16 protein-coding genes are annotated in these 16,967 nt (G+C 42.0%); 12 read left to right on the top strand and 4 right to left on the bottom strand.

Annotated elements, in window-relative coordinates; translation table 11 throughout:
- Window positions 1-20 precede the first annotated feature (20 nt).
- Complete coding sequence (locus OCU60_RS17590) at window positions 21-1,817, bottom strand: aminopeptidase P family protein (RefSeq protein WP_074374788.1); 1,797 nt, start codon at window positions 1,815-1,817, stop codon at window positions 21-23.
- A 252-nt stretch (window positions 1,818-2,069) separates the two neighbouring features.
- Between OCU60_RS17590 and tsrA the strand changes: the two genes are divergently transcribed.
- Window positions 2,070-2,354: an H-NS-like global regulator TsrA gene (tsrA, locus tag OCU60_RS17585; protein ID WP_074374789.1), complete on the top strand. Its 285-nt coding sequence runs from the start codon at window positions 2,070-2,072 to the stop codon at window positions 2,352-2,354.
- A gap of 43 nt (window positions 2,355-2,397) precedes the next feature.
- On the opposite strand, the gene asnC is transcribed toward tsrA, so the two are convergent.
- Window positions 2,398-2,862, bottom strand: coding sequence for a transcriptional regulator AsnC (gene asnC, locus OCU60_RS17580; RefSeq protein WP_074374790.1), 465 nt, complete (start codon window positions 2,860-2,862; stop codon window positions 2,398-2,400).
- A gap of 197 nt (window positions 2,863-3,059) precedes the next feature.
- On the opposite strand from asnC, the gene OCU60_RS17575 reads away from it, so the two are divergent.
- Window positions 3,060-3,839, top strand: coding sequence for a class I SAM-dependent methyltransferase (locus OCU60_RS17575; protein WP_083602758.1), 780 nt, complete (start codon window positions 3,060-3,062; stop codon window positions 3,837-3,839).
- Between the two features lie 116 nt (window positions 3,840-3,955).
- Complete coding sequence (locus tag OCU60_RS17570; protein WP_074374792.1) at window positions 3,956-4,321, top strand: hypothetical protein; 366 nt, start codon at window positions 3,956-3,958, stop codon at window positions 4,319-4,321.
- 147 nt (window positions 4,322-4,468) lie between these two features.
- Here OCU60_RS17570 and OCU60_RS17565 read toward each other — a convergent pair whose 3' ends face one another.
- On the bottom strand, window positions 4,469-5,332 hold the full coding sequence (locus OCU60_RS17565; protein ID WP_074374793.1) for a carboxylate/amino acid/amine transporter: 864 nt from the start codon (window positions 5,330-5,332) through the stop codon (window positions 4,469-4,471).
- Window positions 5,333-5,390: 58 nt separating this feature from the next.
- Window positions 5,391-5,816: a universal stress protein UspA gene (gene uspA, locus OCU60_RS17560; RefSeq protein WP_074374794.1), complete on the bottom strand. Its 426-nt coding sequence runs from the start codon at window positions 5,814-5,816 to the stop codon at window positions 5,391-5,393.
- A 158-nt stretch (window positions 5,817-5,974) separates the two neighbouring features.
- Between uspA and ftnA the strand changes: the two genes are divergently transcribed.
- From ftnA to OCU60_RS17515, 9 genes are all read left to right on the top strand, one after another.
- The gene (gene ftnA, locus OCU60_RS17555) at window positions 5,975-6,502 is read left to right on the top strand and encodes a non-heme ferritin (RefSeq protein ID WP_074374795.1); all 528 of its coding nucleotides are present in this window, start codon (window positions 5,975-5,977) and stop codon (window positions 6,500-6,502) included.
- Between the two features lie 66 nt (window positions 6,503-6,568).
- Complete coding sequence (gene uspB / locus OCU60_RS17550; RefSeq protein ID WP_074374796.1) at window positions 6,569-6,892, top strand: universal stress protein UspB; 324 nt, start codon at window positions 6,569-6,571, stop codon at window positions 6,890-6,892.
- A 153-nt stretch (window positions 6,893-7,045) separates the two neighbouring features.
- On the top strand, window positions 7,046-8,233 hold the full coding sequence (locus OCU60_RS17545; protein ID WP_074374797.1) for a BaiN/RdsA family NAD(P)/FAD-dependent oxidoreductase: 1,188 nt from the start codon (window positions 7,046-7,048) through the stop codon (window positions 8,231-8,233).
- A 129-nt stretch (window positions 8,234-8,362) separates the two neighbouring features.
- Window positions 8,363-9,199: a TnsA endonuclease N-terminal domain-containing protein gene (locus OCU60_RS17540; protein ID WP_074374798.1), complete on the top strand. Its 837-nt coding sequence runs from the start codon at window positions 8,363-8,365 to the stop codon at window positions 9,197-9,199.
- Window positions 9,186-11,297, top strand: coding sequence for a transposase (locus tag OCU60_RS17535; RefSeq protein WP_074374799.1), 2,112 nt, complete (start codon window positions 9,186-9,188; stop codon window positions 11,295-11,297). The genes OCU60_RS17540 and OCU60_RS17535 overlap by 14 nt, the downstream gene beginning before the upstream one ends.
- Window positions 11,298-12,737: an ATP-binding protein gene (locus OCU60_RS17530; RefSeq protein ID WP_074374800.1), complete on the top strand. Its 1,440-nt coding sequence runs from the start codon at window positions 11,298-11,300 to the stop codon at window positions 12,735-12,737.
- A 110-nt stretch (window positions 12,738-12,847) separates the two neighbouring features.
- Complete coding sequence (locus tag OCU60_RS17525; RefSeq protein ID WP_261854726.1) at window positions 12,848-14,056, top strand: IS256 family transposase; 1,209 nt, start codon at window positions 12,848-12,850, stop codon at window positions 14,054-14,056.
- Between the two features lie 21 nt (window positions 14,057-14,077).
- Entirely contained in the window at window positions 14,078-15,667 is a 1,590-nt protein-coding gene (locus tag OCU60_RS17520; protein WP_074374606.1) for a TnsD family Tn7-like transposition protein, read from the top strand.
- A 532-nt stretch (window positions 15,668-16,199) separates the two neighbouring features.
- Window positions 16,200-16,577: a DUF3316 domain-containing protein gene (locus OCU60_RS17515; RefSeq protein WP_074374607.1), complete on the top strand. Its 378-nt coding sequence runs from the start codon at window positions 16,200-16,202 to the stop codon at window positions 16,575-16,577.
- The last annotated feature ends 390 nt before the right edge of the window (window positions 16,578-16,967 follow it).

The raw sequence follows: 16,967 nt of genomic DNA, 5'->3' as shown, positions 1-16,967 counted from the left end.
TTCAACGCGGGAAAGTTAGATCAGCATGATGATTCAGCGATTGGCTGAGTTGCTTGTTTGAGCCATGCTTTCACGGTACCACTGACGAGCGGTGAAACCTCATCCCAGACCTTTTGGTGATATGTATTGAGCCACTGAATTTCAGCATCGTTGAGTAATGACCGATCAATTGCGCGCTGGTCGATCGGACAGCGTGTTAAAGATTCAAATCCCAACATATTAAAATCGCCTGCGGTTGTTACCGGAGTAACCAGTTCCAGATTTTCGATACGAATGCCAAACTGATCCGCACGGTAATAACCGGGTTCATTTGACACGACCATGCCCGGCAGTAATGCGACGGTATTCGGGGCTTTGCTGATACGTTGTGGCCCTTCATGGACGTTGAGGCAGTGGCCGACACCATGACCCGTACCGTGGTCGAAATCGTAACCATGGGCCCATAAATGCTGACGTGCCAGTGCATCAAGCTGATGTCCGGATGTTCCCTGTGGGAAACGCGCGCTTGCCAGTGCGATATGACCTTTTAAAACCAGTGTAAATTGCTGTTTCATTAGGGCCGATGGGGTACCTATCGCAACGGTGCGGGTAATATCTGTCGTACCATCGGTATATTGACCACCGGAATCGACCAGATAGAAACTGTCCGGTGTCAGCTGCCCGGGGGTCGGTTGATTGAGGTGATTATAATGGCACATGGCTGCATTGCTTCCGGCGGCGGAAATGGTGCTAAAACTGAAGTCCAGCAACGTTGGATCTTGTTGTCTGAATTCAGCCAATTGATCCGATAATGTGGCTTCATTATGCATATGGCCTTGAGCAACTTCTTGATCCAACCAAGATAAGAACTTCGCCATTGCAGCGCCATCACGAATGTGACAGGCTTGCATTCCTGCGATTTCACTGGCGTTTTTCGCTGCTTTCGGTAGCATACAAGGATCGGCACCGTGAATGACGGAGACACCGGCATTTTGTAAAGTCAGGCTGAACCAAGCATTGCAGGTGTCGGGATCCAGTAAAACCTGTTTGCCTTGTAAGTTTGTTAGTGCGTGTTCCAGTGTTTCCGGTGGGCAGATTCTGACCCCCGGCCCGACATGGCGATCAAATTCTTCAATCACACGTTGTGGGTCGATGAACAGATCAACACTGGCATCGTCATAAATAATGGCATAAGTCAGCAGTACTGGGAGGCAAGCGATATCTTGTCCGCGAATATTGAGTAGCCAGCAGATCGAATCTGATTGCGTCAATAGCGCGCAATGAGCGGTTTTTTTTCTGAGGATGTCGGCAATGGCTTGTCGTTTATCTTCACTGCTCTGACCGGATTGTTTGAGGTCCATGAACCACATTTTTGAAAAAAATGGCACTGGACGGTCCTGCCATAACAGATCAATTGGGTTATCCTGTAGCGGACACAGTGTGAATTTTCCCGAGATTTTTTGTTGAGCATGTGTTATCCATAGGCTCCGGTGAAGACGCGGATCGAATCCGACTTTACTGTTTGGGGAAAGATGGTCTATTATCCAATCGAGAAATGGTTCTTCAATTAGATGATGATATTCAAATATTGATTCTGGTACTTGTTTGGTAACTTGGACCGTATAGCGGCCATCAACGAAAATTGATGCATGCTCTTGGGTAACGACGGCAACACCCGCAGAACCAGTAAAGCCTGTAAGCCATTGCAGGCGTTCATTGTGGGCGGGTAGATATTCTCCCAGATATTCGTCCTCATGAGGAACAATCAGCGCATCAAGTTGGTTTTCTTTTAGCCAGCTTCTTATATTTGATATGCGTTCAGATATATGACCTTGCATCTGTTGTTATCCTTTTTGTCGTAGATAGTAAAATGCTACTCGTGAGTGAGTGATGTAAAATAAGCTACGCTTTTTTTCTCTGACTCGCAATTTTGCATGATAAGTATCCTTATTCATATAGGACATCGAATGTGATGTTCTATATGAATAAATAGCAATCAATCGTTTGCGAAACCGTTTATATTTATATGTTCGCTCCCGATTATTATTTAGACATATCTTTAACATTATAATATTTTTTGGAAATCACATATGTCGATGACAACTTATGAAATGGCTCGAATTTTAGAGCAACTTGATGAAACACCTGAGAAGGTCATGTTTGGAAAATTGCTCAGTGAATTGGGCAACCAGAGTAGTGAGCGCATTCGTAGTGCCGCTAAACAAGTGCCTGTTCCTGTGCTGCGTGACTTGGTTTATCAATTTGAGCAAGTGATTGACTCCCGCAAATATGAGCAAGTTGAAACAATGGCAAAAAATTTAGCAGCTCAAGGTATTTCCGCGGAAGAGCTCTTGGATTATTTAAGTAAAAAATAGCTTTATAAAGTCAACTGTATTTACATGGTTTTTATACCGTCCATTATGGGATGACGTTTCGATTGATGGGGTTTTGTAATGAAATTAATGTTTCAGTAGATTGAACCTCATCAATACTTTGCAATTTATCGATGAGTACGTATTGAAGTTCTTCAATTGAGTGACACATTAATTTTGCAAATATATTGTATGCTCCCGTTGTATAATAGGCTTCGACAACTTCATCGAGCGCATTCAGCTTTTCTAAGGCTGAGTGATAGTCTCTTGCGGCGTTCAGATTAATACCAATAAAACAGCAGACGTCGTAGCCCAGTTTTTTGGTGTTCACGACGACTTCTGTTTTTTGGATGATATCTGCGTTTTTCATTTTTTCGATGCGAACGTGGATTGTTGCCGGGCTGACATTAAATTGCTTTGCCATTTCTGCGTAGGGTGTGCGGGCATCATCCATTAATTTTTGGAGGATGGCGCGATCCAAATCGTCTAGCTTAGCCGTATTGGGATGCATGATTATTCCTTGTTTGAGCTTTTATGTTTTTATAGGAAATAGACTCAGAACGTCATGACGTTCTGAGGTTTAGAGATTATATCGATATTACAGTGCTATCATATCAGGCTATTCTATCATTCAAATAGCCAAATGATGTATACCGTCAAGTTGATTTCATACGGATTACCGCAGCGGTGATCAGAGGAGAATGTTTTTTGCCACAACAGTTGTTAACAGAGTCCCCTGATAAACAGTCAACCTTAGATGCGATTGCTGAGCGTTGGCAGCTTGAACATACCCCTGCCAGCCCGTTTGCTTTAGTGCTGACCGAAACACGGTTGGAATTGCGTCAGTTGGATGAGCCCAAATTGGGCGCTATCTACGTTGATTTTGTCGGTGGTGCGGTTGCTCATCGGCGTAAATTCGGTGGTGGCAAAGGTCAGGCAATTGCTAAAGCGGTTGGACTCAACAAAGGTGTAACGCCTGTTGTGCTTGATGCAACGGCCGGATTGGGTCGTGATGCGTTTGTACTGGCGTCTTTAGGCTGTCAGGTTTTGATGGTTGAACGTCACCCTGTGGTTGCGGCTTTATTGGAAGACGGACTGAGACGAGCTTGTGCAGATGTTGAGATCGGCGCATGGGTCAGTGAGCGGATGACACTATTGCATGAGAGTAGTCACCGGGCGCTAGAGAATCTTGAGCATCACATCCAGCCAGACGTCGTTTATCTCGATCCGATGTATCCTCATCCGGTGAGTAAGAAGAAAACGGCATTGGTGAAGAAAGAGATGCGCGTCTTTCAATCTTTGGTTGGTGCCGATGAAGATGCTGATGCGTTGTTAATACCAGCACTGCGTTTGGCGAAAAAGCGGGTCGTGGTTAAGCGTCCGGATTACGCGCCGTGGCTTGATGAACAGCGACCAACCATGGCTGTAGAAACCAAGAAAAACCGCTTTGATGTTTACGTCAATGCTGCCATGGATGAGAAAGTATAGCCTGCCCACCAATCCCCAAGCGATATGATCGTTTGACTTGATAATTTTACTTGATTCCCGGACGATTGCTTTGTATATCTAATTAAGAATAATTATTATTTTTATTGGGGTGAAGCATGAGCAAGCGCCTGTGTCAGTTTGACCGACGTGAAATCCGCCATACACTAGGAGATATTCACCATTTGGTGAGTGCCCCAAAGTTTGTCTGCCTGTCTTGTGCGAGAAGCGCGAACCAATGCTCTCGTTTATGCAAGCCGGTAGAACTTCCCGCCCCGATGCATCAACCGATCACTCCGGAAATATCATCATCACAGCTGAATATTACCCTGCCGCTATGGGATAAAAAAACACTCAAACAATTTAAGAAGCAGCAGACAGACAAGAAAGCCCGTAAGCAGATTAAGAAATTAATCCGCCAGCAAAAGAAATTGTGTAAAGAATCCGGGAAAATTCAAAAAAGGCTGGAGAAGATAGCTTGCTGAACGCTTGTAAGTGATTAATCACTTATCTCTTGGTTTTATCAAATATGGATGTATAAAGAGAAAAAGATGGTCATAGGCCATCTTTTTATTTATACGGTCTTCGTGATGCGTTTTTGTTATAAATGGATTTTGTTATAAATAATGGTGTTACTGCGCAACTCTGCGTTTGACCCAAGTTTCATTGATCCACAGCGAAAGCATAATGATGGTACCACCGAGGATTAGTTTCGGTAGATTGGCATCTCGGTTCCAGATCAAGAGGTTTACGATCAAACCGGCTGGTACAAGCGCATTGTTCATGATCGCCAGCGCACCGGCATTGACCAGACAAGCCCCTTTATTCCACATAAAAAATCCTAATCCTGAAGCGATTAACCCCAGATAGACTAGTATGCCCCATTGCAGCGAAGTGGTCGGTAACTTATCTGAGTGACCAAAGAGTAGAAAAGCAATGGTTGCGACGATCAAAGCACCGAGATAAAAATAGCCAAATATCGTGTGTTGCGGGAGCTTTGTGTCATTATTTTCCACTAAATATTTGTAACCGACCTGACCGATAGCAAAACAAAGATTCGCCCCCTGAACAACCAAAAAACCCAGTAGAAAGTCTTCTTGGACGTCGGTTTGTTTGATAATGACGGTCCCTAAAACGGCGACAACAGCGGTGACGAGATACCAAGGTGAGAAACGGCCTTTGAGCAGATCATAAATCAACGTGACATATACCGGTGTAAATACCGTAAATAACAACACTTCAGGGACACTGAGTAACAAAAAGGATTGGTAGTAAAAGCAATACATCAGACCAAGTTGAATCCCCCCGATAGCCATCAGTTTGATGATCAGAGATTTAGCAACCTGCCGGAATTTCAAAAAGGGTAAAAACACCACACTTGCCAGCGCGATGCGCATGAGAACGGAGAACCAAGAATCAACCTGACCGGCGAGATAAACACCGATCAGGCTGAATGAAAAAGCCCATAACAGGGTAATCGCAGAAAGATAAGCCATATGATAATTTCAACATGATCAATAATGGCTCAGAGTCTAGCGAAGTTTTCCCCGTACGTCAGTCTTTGAGTGGCACGACCAGCATATCAACCGGAGAACAGTTGATGAGGAGTTTGGTTGAGGACAGTAGTTTGCTCCAGAAATCCTGATGATGCCCACAGACAACTAAATCGATTTCATATTCATTGATCGTTTCACAAATTTCATGGCCTAAATCACCACTGCCGACCAAGGTGTGATGAATCGGATAATTAGCGTGCGTTGCAATATCTTGTAAATGTTTTTGTGACATTTCCATGGATTGATGCTGTGTCTCTGCCAGATTGATATCGATTAGCCCTGTGTACAGTTCGGCATAATTCACATCAATATGAATGAAAGACAATTTTGCTCCGAGAGGTTTTGCCAATGCCACAGCTTTATCGACTAGAACTCGGCTTTCCTCAGACAAATCGACTGTAACTAAGATATGTTTATAGCTCATTGTATTGTCTCCGTTTCATATCTGATAATTTCACTTTAGCATCGCCCTGAAAAAAAAATTGTCGGAATGATCTCAGTTCCACTTCTCAGTCAGAAGATGATAAAGTGTTGACGGTGTTATATTTCAATCAATACGAGAGTAAATCAGGAGACACAGTTATGCTAGCACAGGCAATGGTTGATCAACTAAATGATCAAATTAATCTCGAATTTTTCTCATCCAATCTATACTTACAAATGAGTGCTTGGTGTGAAGATAAAGGCTTTGAAGGTGCAGCAATGTTTCTTCGTTCTCATGCTCAGGAAGAAATGCAGCACATGCAGCGTCTGTTTACTTATGTGAGTGAGACAGGAGCGTTGCCTATTCTCGGTGCGATTGATGCGCCCAAACATGATTATGACAGTTTAGGAGAGGTTTTCCGCGAAACATACGAACATGAGCAAATGATAACTCAAAAAATCAATAAGTTGGCCCATGCAGCGTTCACATCTCAAGATTACTCGACCTTTAATTTTCTTCAGTGGTATGTGGCTGAGCAGCATGAAGAAGAAAAATTGTTTAAAGGGATTTTAGACAAGTTAGAGCTGGTTGGTGAAGATGGTAAAGCCCTGTTCTTCATCGATAAAGATTTAGCAGACATGGTAAATGAAGGTTCATCTTCCGTAATGGATTCTCAAGCCGGGTAATCTCAGAAATATCACTGCTGATTGTCTTTTTCTTTGAGAGCCTCGTGAAGATGTAGGGAGGAAAAGATGATCAGCGAAGATACGATCTTATTCGCACTCATGGGAGTGACACTGGTTAATGTTGCGCGGTACCTCACAGCGCTTCGGGCATTGATTTATATCATGCGTGAAGCTCATCCTCTCTTGTATCAGCAAGTAGACGGTCCCGGATTTTTCACCACTCACGGTAATATGAATAAACAGGTCCGTTTATTTCATTACATCAAAAGTAAAGAGTATCTCCATCATCATGACTCAGTGTTTACGGGTAAATGTGAACGGGTAAGACAACTCTTTATACTCTCGTCTGCTCTTGTCGGAATCACGATGCTTACCTCGCTGATTCTGTAAAGAGAACTGCCACGTCGGGCGCTTGATTGGTAAAATGACGCGCTTGACGTTAGAATCATTCTTCAATTGATGAAGGATGTGCTGACTGGCACATCCTTTTTTCGTGTCTTTCATGGTTATAGATCGTTTTAGTTCGATGTTGGTGAGATAAGAATGAGCAAACAGGTTGATGTCGTTGTAATCGGCGCCGGAGCCGCGGGGCTGATGTGTGCTGCGCAGGCTGGTAAACGGGGACGACGAGTCTTGGTTGTCGATCATGCGAAAAAGCCGGGGCGGAAAATCCTGATTTCCGGTGGGGGACGCTGCAACTTCACCAACTATGATGTCTCTGCGAGCCATTACCTTTGCCGCAATCCACATTTTGTTAAATCCGCACTATCTCAATATACCAACTGGGATTTCATCACTATGGTCACTCAGTATGGCATTGCATTTGAAGAACGCGATCACGGGCAATTGTTTTGTCTTGATAGTGCCAAAGAGATTGTCCATTTACTCCTGCAAGAGTGTGATTTGCCTCATATCGAACAGCGTTATCAGGTTGACATTCAGGCCATTGAGAAAACGGAAGCAGGCTTTCGTCTTCAGACCGGGCAGGAAACCATTGAATGTCAGTCGCTGGTGGTTGCAACCGGTGGTTTATCGATGCCGAAACTGGGCGCAACCCCTTTCGGTTATCAAGTTGCTGAGCAGTTTGGGTTGCCGGTTATTCCGACCAGAGCCGCATTGGTGCCTTTTACGCTTCATAAAGAAGAGAAAGAGCAGTTTGCTGAATTATCGGGTATCGCTGTCCCTGCGGTACTCACGGCTGAAAACGGTACCTCATTTAAAGAAGCGCTGCTTTTCACCCACCGCGGGTTATCTGGACCGGCTGTGTTACAACTGTCTTCCTATTGGCAGCCGGGGGAGAAGGTCACGGTGAATTTGGTGCCGGATGAAGATATCGGGGAAATGCTGAACCGGTCCTGTGCCAAGCACCCCAATCAAAGTGTGAAAAATACCCTTGCGAAAGTGTTACCCAAGCGTTTGGTCGAAGTCTTGATCGAGCGGGGCGAGCTGGTGGATAAGCCGCTCAAGCAACTGCACGGCAAAGAAATGACTGCCTTGGTTGAAACACTCACTCACTGGCAGATCTTGCCCAATGGCACCGAAGGTTACCGGACTGCCGAAGTCACTCAGGGAGGCGTCGATACGGATGCCATCTCTTCGAAAACCATGGCTTGTAAATCCGTCCCCGGTCTGTTCTTCGTCGGTGAAGTGATGGATGTGACCGGTTGGCTTGGCGGATATAACTTCCAGTGGTGCTGGTCTTCCGGCTGGGTCGCCGGACAGTGGGTTTGATTGTTGTATATAGACAATAAAGTTTGTATTTAATGTTTTAGGTTTGTACTTTATTTTGATTATTTCCAATAAAGTTTGTATTTTATGAAAGGTAAACTACACTTTCTAGAACAAATTTAAGGGAATTACATGGGCAGAGGCAGAAAACTTCAAACAGAGGAAGACTTTAAGAGAGCTCTAAAAAATGGTTATGGTTTAGGTAGTTATAAAGACTATTTACCTTGGTACAGAGCTCAGGATGTAAAATCTGATGGGAATCGTTCAAAGATTTTTGGCTTTAAAACAAGTAGAAACCATCACACCCTGTCTTCGATAGAAAGCGAATTTTTTTATATCGCTGATTTTAGTGGTTCTGTCTTGGATATCCGTGAGCAGTTCCCCTTACTCCCTCTAACTTTATCCCAAAGGATTGCTTCCACTATTTGTGTGAAGCATCCCATTCATCCTGAAAGTAAGTCCCCTATTATTATGACGACAGATTTTTTGCTGACGTTGTACAAACCTCAAAATGCCGAACCTGTTTATCAGGCTGTAGCCATTAAGCCACCTGGCGAGCTCGATAAACGTACTGCTGAAAAGTTAGACATAGAGCGAATTTGGTGGGAGTTATTGGGTGTTGAATTCAAACTTTTTACTGGTAATGAACTCACTAGAAACCAGAGTAAAAACATAAAATGGGCCACTGCCCCTTTCCGTTCAAAGCCTGATAGCCTAGAGCAGAGCATTCATACCAATACGCTACTTGGGATGCTAAGTACAGGACGATTTTTAATCACCGATTTATGTGATGAGATAAGCCAAACGTTAAAGATATCTAAAGAAAGTGCTCTTCTTGAAATAAAGTTATTAATCTCTTTAAAACTGATTTTAGTAGATATGTCTTATCTAATTGCTGAATCCGGAATATTAATTATTCAAGATGTAGCATTAACATCATATGGACGGACTGCGAATGGTTCTAACTAAAAATAGTGTTTGGAAAATTACTAGACTCGAAGGTGTTGAAAATGGTGTGTATCGAGTCTTGGAAATATTTAAAGACCTTGATGCCGTTGTACTCTTCCCGTTAGAGCATACTAGACCAATTAAGCCCCTCCTAACAAAACTTAGCTCCTTTCATCGGACCATTAAACTAGGCACAACAACTAAAGAAGATTTTGCCTTACCTATATATATGCAGGTAGATGAGCTTGATATTCCACATAAACAAAAAGCCAAAAGAGACAAAAACTTACAAATAATAGAACGTATCATTAAAGACAAGGACTTTTTGTTTGAGTATTGCATATCCAAACGCTCAGACTTGCTTGTAAAATATGCTCAAAATATAAGCGAACACAGAAATACAGTCGACAGGCTGCTGCAGCTATATTGGAAGTATGGACAAGATAAAAATGCCTTATTGCCTGCATATGCAAATAGTGGGGGCGCAGGAAAGGAAAGGAAAGCAACGGTTCCTTTAGGTGCCCCTAAACGTTCTAGAACACTTGCAGTAGTTCGGTCCAGAAAATATATCCTAACTGAAAAAGACAAAGAAAAGATAAAAAAATCACTTAAAAAGCACTACCTTAAGGAAGGTGGGGACAGCCTTGTGGAAACCTATAAAAAGTTCTTGCGTAAGTATTTTGCTAGCGAAGTAAAAATTGCGGAAGCTCTTGAACAATTTCCACATGCGCCATCTTTGCGACAATTCGCTTATTGGAAGTCTAAGTTGATAAGTAAAGATGTTGAGATACAAGCTAGGACATCAGTTCGAGATTATTTACTTAATAAACGCGGTACAACTGGTAGTGCGACAGAAAGATCTCCTATACCAGGTGACGTATTTGAAATAGATGCTACCGTTGCAGATGTGCATATAGTCTCTACTTTCTCAAACCAACGAGTATTGGGTAGACCTACGATATATTCTATTGTCGATAGAGCAACTCGCATGATTGTAGGTTTTCATGTTTCTCTTTATTTCGCCTCTTGGAGGGCTGCTAGACAAGCCTTAGTAAATTGTTTTTTACCGAAACAAGAATATTGCTCTCAATATGGTATTCATATCAGTGAGGCCGAATGGCCTTGCCATCATATTCCGGAGGAGCTTGTGTGTGATAATGGTGAGATGATAGGCCTTCAACCTGAAGAACATTTAGTACCGTTTACCCAATTAAGTTTTGCCCCTCCATACCGTCCAGATCGTAAAAGCTTCGTAGAGCGTCGATTTGATATTTTAAATAAGAAGGCCATTCACCCCTTATTAGGTGCTACAAGGCGAGGTAAGGTCGTACGAGGAGAAATTGATCCTCGCAAATTAGCTATTTATACGCTTCATGAAGTAACACAGTTATTGATCGAAGCTGTTTTAGAACATAACAGAGATATTCTAAAACGACTTGCGTTTGAAACCCCATTGCTTATAGAAAAAGATCTGGCACCTACCCCAATCAATTGCTGGAAAGTAAATGTGGAGTTGCAAAGACACAGTCTAATTGAAGCTAATTACGATGACGTGATTTCAAGGCTACTCCCTCCAGAAATGGTTAGCATGACTGGTGATGGTATTTTATACAATGGTATGTATTTCACCAATAAACGTATCATAGAGGATGATCTGGCTTCGATTGCTAGAGATAAAGGATGGTGGCAACTTGAGGCTAGGATTGATGAAAATAGTTCAAACTACATATATGTGAGGTTTAATAGTCGAGAGCCTTTCGTTAAATGCAATTTGTCTCCCAAAAGTCGTATGTTTAGAGATTTACCTATCGTTGAATCCGATTTTGTTTTGGACTGGACAGACGAGAAAAGCGAAAAGATGATTGTTACTGCTGAATCTATAGATATGCAACACCGAACTGATGCAATAACGAAGCGAGCTAAGAACAGAGCAAAAGATAACCCTACTCCTCGAAAAGATAGATCTAAGGGGATTCAACAAAATAGAAAAGAAGAGCTTGAATTAATGAACGGAAAAGATACCACTCAAGTGAGTAAATCGGTAAAGGATCATGACATAGTCGAGAATAATAATGTCGTAACTTTGCCAAGGCGTAATAAAAGAGCTCAGGATGTGTAAATGAGAAATAGAATACAAGCAGTATACAGAGAAGCAATTCTACCTGAGCATCAAGGAAACCCTCTTATTGAGGCTCTGCCTCCAAAAGTTAAAGATGAAATTCTTATCGATGCTTTTACTTATTATCCTGACTTAGACGAGCATATTCGGATGCACCAAGATCCGCTAGTTCGTGAGGAATATTTAAGCCGATTAAAAACTTTAAGACAGCCACTTAGTGATTATATTCGGTGTTTTCGTCTCATTGAGCGAGCTATTAAGGATGGCTATTCCAGTAAGAACCCTTTAAGTCCATCAACCGTTCAATATGTGCATTATCTTATGGACGATAGACCACAAACCCAACCGTATTCAGGATTTTTTGAACCTAAAGCCGATACCATAACCCTTATAGGCGAAAGCGGTACTGGTAAAACAAGTATGTTGGAGCAAGTTCTTAATTATTTTCCTTCCGTTATAGAACATACGCAATATCGTGGACAGAGTTTAGAAGTTAGTCAGCAAGTTGTGTGGATTAAGGTTGATTGTCCTGATAAATCTAGTGTCAGAGATCTATGTGAAGAAATATTACTCAGATTAGATCTAGCTACTGGAGTGGAACAAACTAAGCCGGCTGGAACGATTGGTTCTCTTATGAGACAAATCGAACAGAGGATTAAAATTAATTACTTAGGCATTCTAGTTATAGATGAAATGCAACGCTTAGAGTTAAAAAGAACTAGGGGCGAAAATAATCTTCTGAATTTTTTACATAGTTTAGTAAATAAGCTTGGTATTCCTTTACTTTTCTGTGCGAACCCACCTTTTGATGAAACACTATCAAAAAAACTGAAAGCAGCTAGGAGAGCTGAAAGTGGTGGCTATTGGAAGATGCATCCTTTACGTCGGAATAGTAAAGATTGGGAAGCATTTATCTGTGAACTTTGGGATCTTCAATGGACAAACACAAAAACACCTTTGACAAAGGAACTGATGTCAAAAATGTACGAGCTTTCACTCGGCAATCTTGATATGTGCTGTCGTATATATCGGGAGGCACAAAGGGCCGTTATAGGAAGTGGAGACGAATGTATAAATGCCACGGTTCTAGAAAACGCGTATTACTACGCTTGTGCGTTATCAAATGAAACTGCTGAAGTTAATGATCTCCGTGATCAATTAGGAATTCATCTTCCTCGTCGCAACAAATCAGTTGCTACAAAAGACGAAGATAACACGAAGCCCAAGACTACGCCAAAGCAAAAGCCAGCGATTCTCGGAGATATAACCAGAGCTCAGCATCCTGAGTTTGAAATGTTAATCAGAGACGTGTTAGGTATGGTAAATCTACCGATAAAATCTGCTGATTTATTCCAGCAACTATCGGAATCTGAAGAGACGTATAACTCTACTAACCTTCCAGGTATTTTGTACGAAAATCCTTTAGAAGATCTGCAGTAGGAATTTTTTCAAAGTAAGAGGGCGGATATGCAGGTACCAAAAGCACAACCGGTAGTGTTCAAATTTCTGTGTCATTTCTTTAAACTGAACCAAAAAGGAAATGACACCTTATGTCTGACGATAAATTCGAAATTGATATTCAAGCTTTTGCCAAAGCATTGCAATCCGGTCAGGGCCTCAACGGCAAAGACGGTTTGCTCACCCCGTTGATTAAGCAAATCACTGAAGCCGCGCTCGGGGCTGAAATCGAACAGCACCTTGAAGCTGAGCCCGACAATCGCAAAAATGGAAAATCCCGCAAAACCGTTAAAACCTCATCCGGGGAATTTGAACTTGAAACGCCCCGTGACCGAAATGGCTCTTTTGACCCGCAAACTGTCAAGAAGCACCAGACCCGACTGACCGATGAGATGGAACGTAATGTCCTCTCCCTGTTTGCCCTTGGCAACAGCTATCAACATATCCGGGAATATCTGCTGGATATGTATGGTATCAGCGTTTCCAATGGCACGATTAACGCCATCACCGACCGTCTTATCCCTGAGCTCAGAGCATGGCAGGAGCGGGATTTAGACCCCGTCTATCCGGTCGTCTGGCTTGATGCCGTTCACTACAAAATCAAGGAAAACGGTCGCTTTGTTTCCAAAGCCATTTACACCATCCTTGCACTCAATATCGAAGGAAAAAAAGAGCTGCTGGGGATTTATCTCTCTGATGCCGAAGGCGCGCATTACTGGCTCAGTGTCCTGACCGACTTACAAAATCGCGGTGTCAAAGATATTTGTATTGCTTGTGTCGATGGCCTCAAAGGGTTCCCTCAGGCGATTGAAACCATTTACCCGCAGACTGAAGTCCAACTCTGTGTTATCCATCAAATCCGTAACTCGATGAAGTATGTCGCCAGCAAAAATCAGAAAGCGTTTATGGCGGATTTAAAATGTGTTTATAAAGCGGCAACCCTTAAAGCTGCCGAACATGAGCTGGATGAGCTGGAAGCCAAATGGGGACCACAATACCCGCTGGTGATTCAGTCATGGCGCAATAAATGGGAGAACTTATCGGTGTATTTCAAATATCCCGAACAGGTCCGCAGAGCCATTTACACCACCAATGCGGTTGAGGCGGTACATCGTCAGTTCCGCAAACTGACCAAAACCAAGGGCGGTTTTGCTAATGAAACCAGCTTGCTCAAGCTGTTGTATGCAGGTATGTTGAAAGCCAGTGAAAAGTGGACGCATCCGGTGCAGAACTGGAACCTGACACTGTCTCAGCTCAGCATCCACTTTGAAGGCAGACTCACTCCATATCTGGATTTATAAAAATGGGCGTGACACAGAATAATGAACAGTCTCGCACAACCCGATGAAACCCTTTTTAGCCGTATTGTCCGCTATATCTCTTTATCTGGATTGCAGAAAGAGCGGTGTTTAAATACCTTAGTTGGTAATAGACGAGCAGTGATCCATCCTTACCTTACAGCAGATCTTGATTTGATTAGTAGATTCACAAATGAATCTGCTAATTATCTATGCAGGGAGCAAACGCTAAGACCTTTGTTTTCTCACTTTCTACCGAAATACAGAGAAATCATTAATGATTGTTCTATTGGTACTAATGAGCTTGTAAGGGCTTGTCAATTGTCCACATTTAGAGAACATGAACCATTAACATTAAAGTATTGCCCTGTATGTGCTGAAGAAGATATTTATAACGTAGGCGTGGCTTATTGGCATTGTTCTCATCAAATTCCTGGTGTGGATGCTTGCTCTGAACACGGTGTTTGGTTGATACATCAAGAGTTGCACGAAAGAGAACATTTTAGATCTTATCTATTCCCGCCGACATGTGATGTAAAAGTGCAGTGTAGCGACTTAGCTTGGTCATTTGCTCAATACGCCGAAAGAAAATTTCGTTCGATCCAAGACAATGCATATCTTCAGTTTAAGCCAAGCGGGTATAAAAATCATTTATCTGATAAAGGGTTTACAACGTTTACCGGTAGAATTAAACGTATAGAATTGATGGCAGCACTCTATTCTATCTCTGAAAAAATACTCTTACCTGATAACCCACTGCGTATCACTTCAGCACAAGACTTGAAATACATGTCGTCTTTGATTGATGGTACTTATCAAGTACACCCATTCAAACACTTGTTACTTGAATTTTTACTTACTCAGACTCAGTTATCTGAAAATCCTGATGAGCATGTTTCTACATCTAGGTCCAAGGACGATGATGTTAAAGAGCTCGAAACTCGCTGCTGTGATTTGCTGCTTAATGGATACTCGATGGCACAGGTAGGGCGTGATATAGGTAAAAGTCGATGCTATGTTAAGGCGGTTGCACTCAGACATCATATCCCGGTAAACCTGAAGCCTTATAAAATAACTGATAGCTTAAAAGATAAAGTATCTAGACTCGCATATAAAGGGGTGCATCGCTCTACTATTGCTCTGCAACTTGGTATTTCTTCAGGTAGTGTAGAGGCGATTATCTCCTCTATTGAGGGCTTGGTTGAATGGCGAAAAAAATGCAAAGCGGACTCAAAAAGAAGGCGTTATCAGTGTCAAATTTTACGATATTTTGAGAGTCACCCTAAGGGCATACGGAAAAATGCTAAAGAAGAATGTGAGGCAGCCTTTTTCTGGTTGTATTTGCATAATCCAGAGTGGTTGGAACAACACCTTCCTGTACCTCAAAAAACACAGCATGTAGACAGGGTTGATTGGGAAAAGAGAGATAATGAACTCTCTAAAAAAGTCTGTTCAATCATAGAGTCTTGCGATCCACCGATCTGCAGGACAAAACTGGACAAGATACTGGGAGCACATGGTTGGCTGACATCAAAGCTGTTCAACCTACCTAAGACTAAGGAAGCCTTACAGCAGTATAAGCTATTCCCCAGCGACAAAAACTCACCTAATTAAATTCATATCCATCTAGTTGTAAGAGTGGAATAAAGTTCATATTAAACAGCCAAGTAACCCTGATCGAACCGTTTAAGATTAAACGAGACCAAAAATAAAGATTCATACTAATGGCTACTACCAAGTCACAGCTACTACCAAGTCCAAAGTAACTGATTTTTGGACAAAACTTACTTAGATTTTTTACTTAATTTAGTAAAACACGAATTACTTTACGTAGGGGAAACTCCTTTTTCTCTGCCAAATTTAGCAGTCCACTATGACGATCTTCCGTCGGACTCTGGGTTGATTAGTACACTGAGGTATTCTCGATTACTTAGAAAATTCAACCCGAGGTAGATCAGACAAAGAAGTAGCAAACTTACACATATAACGTGTCTTTCTTCATTGAGTTAATAGCCTTTTATGTAATCCAATAATTGGATTACATACCTACACTTTATGACAAAAAAGTCATTTTTCAGAAAGCATAATGTCAGTAGCAATAGTCCAAAATGTTAGTACTGAAAATCATAACTCTGAGGATAAAAACATGAACACAATCAAAACTGCTCTTGTTGTTTCTATAATGGCACTGACAACTGTACCTGTATTCGCACAACCGTTGTACATCGGTGGTAATTACATCAGCCGCGAAGACATGAAAACTGTCTCTGTTGCTCCAACGTCAACGTCAGATGAAGCCTATCGATTAGCATTATCTGAACTGCATCATCTAAAAACGATGTCAGCACAAGAACTAAATGATGAACTCCGTGTTCTAACTTTTAACGTGAATTCAAAAAGAACACATTTAGAGAATGCCGGTTTCGTAACAGTACAAGAGCGAATGAATGAAAATGGTGAGCTGGAATACGTGGGTAAGGTTAATGTTAAAGTACATTATGTAGAGCGTGACAATAATCGATAGCAATAAATATTTTGTTGTATTACTTAAAGCCAATAAGTAGAATCGCGTTTTAGTTTGCAGTAATTTAAATCGATTTTATTGGGACGTATATAGGATCGTATCGATTTACTTAATACTATCATTCAAAAATAGATATAGAGTATGCGCTTAAATTTCATTCCGACAACTTGGATCACTCTCTGGACATTAGCAGCTTTGCTTGTGTCTGGATTTGCATCAGGTTCAACAGTGATGAACAGCGCAAATTCGCACGACTTACAACAAATGGTTTCCTTAATGAGTTGTCAGGCACAGCAGATGTCATCTCATCATCAAACTATTGAGGAAAAAGACACTGTAAGCACTAAAGGGCACTGTGAAGTCGTCTCTGATACAGCCCAAAGCTGCTGT

Source organism: Vibrio spartinae (assembly GCF_024347135.1).
In the GTDB taxonomy this organism is placed as follows: domain Bacteria; phylum Pseudomonadota; class Gammaproteobacteria; order Enterobacterales; family Vibrionaceae; genus Vibrio; species Vibrio spartinae.
This window is presented reverse-complemented; position numbering and strand designations above follow the sequence as displayed.

Excerpts from the sequence above, each read along its gene's own strand:
- OCU60_RS17590 (WP_074374788.1), bottom strand. The coding sequence starts at position 1,817 with ATGCAAGGTCATATATCTGAACGCATATCAAATATAAGAAGCTGGCTA.
- tsrA (WP_074374789.1), top strand. The coding sequence starts at position 2,070 with ATGTCGATGACAACTTATGAAATGGCTCGAATTTTAGAGCAACTTGAT.
- OCU60_RS17570 (WP_074374792.1), top strand. The coding sequence starts at position 3,956 with ATGAGCAAGCGCCTGTGTCAGTTTGACCGACGTGAAATCCGCCATACA.
- OCU60_RS17515 (WP_074374607.1), top strand. The coding sequence starts at position 16,200 with ATGAACACAATCAAAACTGCTCTTGTTGTTTCTATAATGGCACTGACA.
- ftnA (WP_074374795.1), top strand. The coding sequence starts at position 5,975 with ATGCTAGCACAGGCAATGGTTGATCAACTAAATGATCAAATTAATCTC.
- OCU60_RS17520 (WP_074374606.1), top strand. The coding sequence starts at position 14,078 with ATGAACAGTCTCGCACAACCCGATGAAACCCTTTTTAGCCGTATTGTC.
- asnC (WP_074374790.1), bottom strand. The coding sequence starts at position 2,862 with ATGCATCCCAATACGGCTAAGCTAGACGATTTGGATCGCGCCATCCTC.
- OCU60_RS17525 (WP_261854726.1), top strand. The coding sequence starts at position 12,848 with ATGTCTGACGATAAATTCGAAATTGATATTCAAGCTTTTGCCAAAGCA.
- OCU60_RS17565 (WP_074374793.1), bottom strand. The coding sequence starts at position 5,332 with ATGGCTTATCTTTCTGCGATTACCCTGTTATGGGCTTTTTCATTCAGC.
- uspB (WP_074374796.1), top strand. The coding sequence starts at position 6,569 with ATGATCAGCGAAGATACGATCTTATTCGCACTCATGGGAGTGACACTG.
- OCU60_RS17545 (WP_074374797.1), top strand. The coding sequence starts at position 7,046 with ATGAGCAAACAGGTTGATGTCGTTGTAATCGGCGCCGGAGCCGCGGGG.
- OCU60_RS17540 (WP_074374798.1), top strand. The coding sequence starts at position 8,363 with ATGGGCAGAGGCAGAAAACTTCAAACAGAGGAAGACTTTAAGAGAGCT.
- uspA (WP_074374794.1), bottom strand. The coding sequence starts at position 5,816 with ATGAGCTATAAACATATCTTAGTTACAGTCGATTTGTCTGAGGAAAGC.
- OCU60_RS17530 (WP_074374800.1), top strand. The coding sequence starts at position 11,298 with ATGAGAAATAGAATACAAGCAGTATACAGAGAAGCAATTCTACCTGAG.
- OCU60_RS17535 (WP_074374799.1), top strand. The coding sequence starts at position 9,186 with ATGGTTCTAACTAAAAATAGTGTTTGGAAAATTACTAGACTCGAAGGT.